The organism is Gemmatimonadota bacterium (assembly GCA_041390125.1).
Lineage (GTDB): Bacteria > Gemmatimonadota > Gemmatimonadetes > Longimicrobiales > Gaopeijiaceae > JAGQIF01.
Map to the genome: position 1 here is coordinate 1 of JAWKQN010000041.1, position 4,164 is coordinate 4,164.

The window sequence follows — 4,164 nt, forward strand, 5'->3', positions numbered from 1 at the left end:
CAGAGGTGGTGCACAGTGCCCCATTTCGAGCGCGAGGGACATGAACAGAGTCGCAAAAGCTGCCTCCGCGGAGGAGGTGGCCTTCAGCCACGCGGCTTCAGAGGAAGCCTGGATTCCCCGGGCCATCCTCTGGACCGTCGTCATCGTCGAAGCGGTCGCCCTGGCGCTGCCGCTCCCCGGATTCCTCCGGACCGTCGTCGGCTTCACGGCCCTGGCGCCCCTGATCTGGGTGGCCGCCGGGATCCAACCGGCCCAGCGCGCCCGGACGTCGGACGCGTGGGCCAGGGCCCGGCGCTTCAATCGGCTCCGGAATCTCACCGTTGTCTTCCTGGAAGAGGTGAAGCGCCTGAACTGGCTGGGCGTCGACGCCAAGCGGGGCGGCAGGGACGCCACCCGGGCCGAGGCAGAAATGGCCGCCATCGAGCACCGCATGCACGAGCTGATCACCCAGATCCGCAAGGCGGCCGGGACGGAAGACAGGCAGGCCGGCTAGAAGCGCCCGAGGTCGAGTCCACAGCGACGTTCCACAGTTGACCGACCTGGCATCGTCACCCTATTCTCCCCTCAAGCATCTATGGAAGCAGCCCGCCGTACGGGGGCGCCTGCCCTCAAGCTTCTAGGGAAGAGAGAGCCGAGATGAGTCGGGACGGGAAGGGAGACCACCGGCTGGCCCTGCTCCAGGGCACGCTGGACATGCTCATCCTGAAGACGCTGACCTGGGGGCCTCAGCACGGCTACGGGATCGCACGCCTGCTCGAAGAGCGCACGGGCGACGCCTTGGGGGTCGAGGAGGGGTCGCTGTATCCAGCATTGCACCGGATGGTCGGTCGAGGGTGGGTGGACGCCGAGTGGGGCCTGAGTGAGAACAACCGCCGCGCCAAGTTCTACACGCTCACGCCTGCCGGTCGGGCGCGACTCCGCGTCGAGGAGAAGCAGTGGGGCCGCTTCGTGGCAGCGATCGGCGACGTGTTGGAGACCGGGCGAGCCTGATGAGGAGGGGAGGGGATGGGTGAGAAGAAGGGCGCGCAGAAGCGGGATCTTCAGGCCCTCGCCGGCCGCGGCCGGGCCGAGACCGATCTGGACGAAGAGATCCGCTTCCATCTGGAGCGCCGCATCGAGGAGAACCTGGCGCGCGGGATGAGCGAGGCGGAGGCGCGTGCCGAAGCGGAGCGTCGCTTCGGGGATGTGGCGCGAGTCCGCTCGGAGACTCGTCGGGTCCACGCGGCCCTGGCGCGGGAGCGCGGCCGCCGAGAGCGGATACTCGAAGCGAACACTGCACTCCGCCTTGCGCTGCGCTCGCTGGCCCGTCGCCCGGCATTGGGATTGTCCGTAGTGGGAATCCTTTCGCTCGGGCTGGGCGCGTCGGCAGCCGTATTCACGGCGTTGAACCGCATCGTGCTGCAACCGTTGTCGTTCCCCCGTGCGGCCGAGCTGGTCTGGATCGACAGTGCCGTGCCCTACGTCGGCGAAGATGCCCGCTGGGGCCTGTCGGTGGCCGGTTACTTCGAGTTTGCTGAGCGCGCTTCGACCTTGACCGCGCTGGGTGCGTACTCGGGTGGAGACGCCACGGTGATCGACGAGCGCGGACCGAAGCGCGCGCGCATCGGCGCCGTGACGGCGTCGCTCCTGCGTGTGCTCGAGGCGCGTCCCGCCCTGGGTCGTCTGCTCCTCGACGAGGACGACCGCCCCGGCTCCGCTCCTGTCGTGGTGCTGGGTCATGCGTTCTGGGTCGCAGAGTACGGGTCGGATCCGGGCGTGTTGGGGCGCACCCTGCAGGTCAACGGGACGCCCTTCGAGATCGTGGGGGTCCTGGAGTCCGGCGTCACGCTCCCGCAGACCCAGCCCGATCTCTGGCTGGCACTGGGGCTCGACCCCGCCGCCCGCCCGGTCAATGCGCATTGGCTGTCCGCGGTCGGGAGATTGAGCCCGGCAGCCACCGTGGAGGATGCTCAGAGGGAGCTGTCCGGGATCACCGACAGCTTCGTGGAGCGTTTCCCGAGTGCGTATTCAGTGAGCTTCATGCGAGAGAGCGGCTTCAACACCCTCGTGCAGCCACTCAAGTCCCGAGTGCTCGGTGACGTCGGACGCGTGTTGTGGATCCTCTTCGGATCGGTGGGACTGTTGCTCGCGATCACGTTGGCCAACGTCGGCAATCTGATGGTCGTGCGGGCGGAAGGCCGCCGAAGGGAGCTCGCGGTCCGCAGCGCACTCGGCGCCAGCGACTGGAACCTCTTCGGCCTTCACCTGGCCGAGAGCGTGGTGCTGGCGTTGTTGGCCGTGGGGCCGGCGTTGCTGCTCGCGGCGGGCGGTGTGCGCGTCCTGGTGCGCTTGGCACCGGCGGGCCTCCCCAGGCTCTCCGAGGTGGCGCTCGGTCCTTCGACCGCGGCGTTCACGGCCTCTCTGGCTATGGCTGCGGGTCTTGCCCTGGGCGTGCTGCCGGGGTACGTGCGCGCCATCGATCCACGCGGGGCGCTGGGTGGGCTGCAGCGTGCGTTCACGCCGACGCGGCAGGTGGTGCGTCGCGTGCTCGTGATCGCCCAGGTCGGATTAGCCGTGGTGCTGCTCACGGCAGCGGGGCTGATGCTCAGGAGTTTCCTGCGGCTGCGCGCCGTGGACCCGGGCTTTCAGATGGCCGGGGTCGTAACTTTCACGGTCCCGCTTCCTCCGGCGCGCTATGGCGCCTACCAGGACGTGTCGGACTTCCATCGACGCTTGCTCAGCGAGATCGAGCGATTGCCTGGGGTGGTCGCGGCCGGCTCGACCACGCGCCTGCCCGTGCTGGATGAGAACGGCGGGTGCGCGTCGCTGTTCGTCGAGGATCAGCCGCCCGACGACGGGGACCAACCTCCCTGTCTTCCCGTGCAGCTCGTGACACCCGGGTACGTGGAGGCCATGGGCATCCCGATGCAAGCAGGTGCTTCGCTGAGCTGGGCGGATCTGGAGGCGGGCACCGGTGAGGTTCTCGTGACGGCAGCCCTGGCACACCGGTTCTGGGGTCGGGGAGACGCGGTCGGGATGGGCGTTCGCGGCAACGGCTGGGAGCGGCCCTTCTACCGGGTGAAGGGGGTGACGGGGGACGTCCGCGCCGACGGTCTGGATCGCCCGCCGTTGGAAGCGGTCTACTTCCCGATGATCCCGCTGGAGGGAGCGCCCCTTTGGTCGCCCCCCCGAACGATGAGCGTCGCAGTGCGGTCCGAGCGTGCGGACCCGGTGCAGCTGGTTCCGGCGGTGCGAGCCGTGCTCTCCGCCATCGATCCGGACGTGCCGCTCGTCGACGTGCAAGCGCTGGATCAGGGCGTGCAGGGATCCGCCGCCGTGGCGCGCACCTCGTTCACGTTGGTGCTTCTGGGTGTCGCCGGGGCCCTGGCGCTCCTGTTGAGTGCCGTGGGCCTCTATGCCGTTCTCGCGGTTCTGGTCGCCCAACGGACGGCCGAGCTCGGGGTGCGCATGGCGCTGGGCGCGCTGCCCGGCCAAGTGATCGGGCTGGTGCTCCGGCAGTCGCTCGGGATGGCGTTGGTGGGCGTCGGCTCCGGCGTGGTGGTGGCGTCCCTTTCGGCCCGCTGGCTGGCCGCCCTTCTCTTCGAAGTGCGCCCGCACGATCCCTGGACGCTGTTGGGCGCGGGAGGAGGCCTGTTGCTGGTGACCCTGATCGCCGCCTTGGTTCCTGCGTGGCGGGCCGCCCGCCTCGACCCCAAGGTTGCGCTACTGGAGCAGTAGACGTTGCTTCGGGGTCGGAGCGCTCACAGCAGCGAGGACGGACCCGTGGATGCCGAGCTCGAAAGACCGTTGGAGTTCCTGCGGACGGCCGAGCGTTTGAAGACCACGCACCGGAGCGCCTGGACGTCGAGTGGCGAGCCGGAGAGCGTCGCGGAGCATACCTGGCGACTGTGCCTCATGGTCGTGGTCCTCGGCGAGTGCTTCGACGGAGTCGACCTGGATCGGCTGCTGCGCATGTGCGTGATCCACGACCTGGGCGAGGCTCTGGGCGGAGACATCCCCGCCACGCTGCAAGATCCGACCGTACCCAAGTCCGACGCGGAGCGCCGGGACTTGGTCAGGCTGCTCGAGCCCCTCCCCCAAGCCAAGCGCCTGGAATTGCTCGCGCTCTGGGACGAGTACGAGGCAGCGGAATCGCCGGAAGCGAAGGTGGCCAAGGCGCTCGAC

Annotated in this window: 4 protein-coding genes; all 4 read left to right on the forward strand. The window is 69.1% G+C overall.

Translation table 11 applies throughout. The annotated features are described in order from the left end of the window. The first annotated feature begins 40 nt into the window (after nucleotides 1–40). Nucleotides 41–493, forward strand: a complete 453-nt coding sequence (locus R3E98_21770; GenBank protein MEZ4426039.1) for a hypothetical protein — start codon at nucleotides 41–43, stop codon at nucleotides 491–493. Nucleotides 494–636: 143 nt separating this feature from the next. Beyond that, a complete protein-coding gene (locus R3E98_21775) occupies nucleotides 637–990 on the forward strand; it encodes a PadR family transcriptional regulator (protein MEZ4426040.1) in 354 nt (117 codons plus the stop codon). Between the two features lie 15 nt (nucleotides 991–1,005). Further along, the gene (locus R3E98_21780) at nucleotides 1,006–3,717 is read left to right on the forward strand and encodes an ABC transporter permease (protein ID MEZ4426041.1); all 2,712 of its coding nucleotides are present in this window, start codon (nucleotides 1,006–1,008) and stop codon (nucleotides 3,715–3,717) included. A gap of 45 nt (nucleotides 3,718–3,762) precedes the next feature. Then, nucleotides 3,763–4,164, forward strand: a 402-nt coding sequence (locus R3E98_21785; GenBank protein MEZ4426042.1) for an HD domain-containing protein, incomplete at its 3' end; no start/stop codon positions are given.

What these genes read in the sequence shown, in the direction of transcription:
- R3E98_21775 (MEZ4426040.1), top strand. Translation starts at nt 637, where the DNA reads ATGAGTCGGGACGGGAAGGGAGACCACCGGCTGGCCCTGCTCCAGGGC.
- R3E98_21770 (MEZ4426039.1), top strand. Translation starts at nt 41, where the DNA reads ATGAACAGAGTCGCAAAAGCTGCCTCCGCGGAGGAGGTGGCCTTCAGC.
- R3E98_21780 (MEZ4426041.1), top strand. Translation starts at nt 1,006, where the DNA reads ATGGGTGAGAAGAAGGGCGCGCAGAAGCGGGATCTTCAGGCCCTCGCC.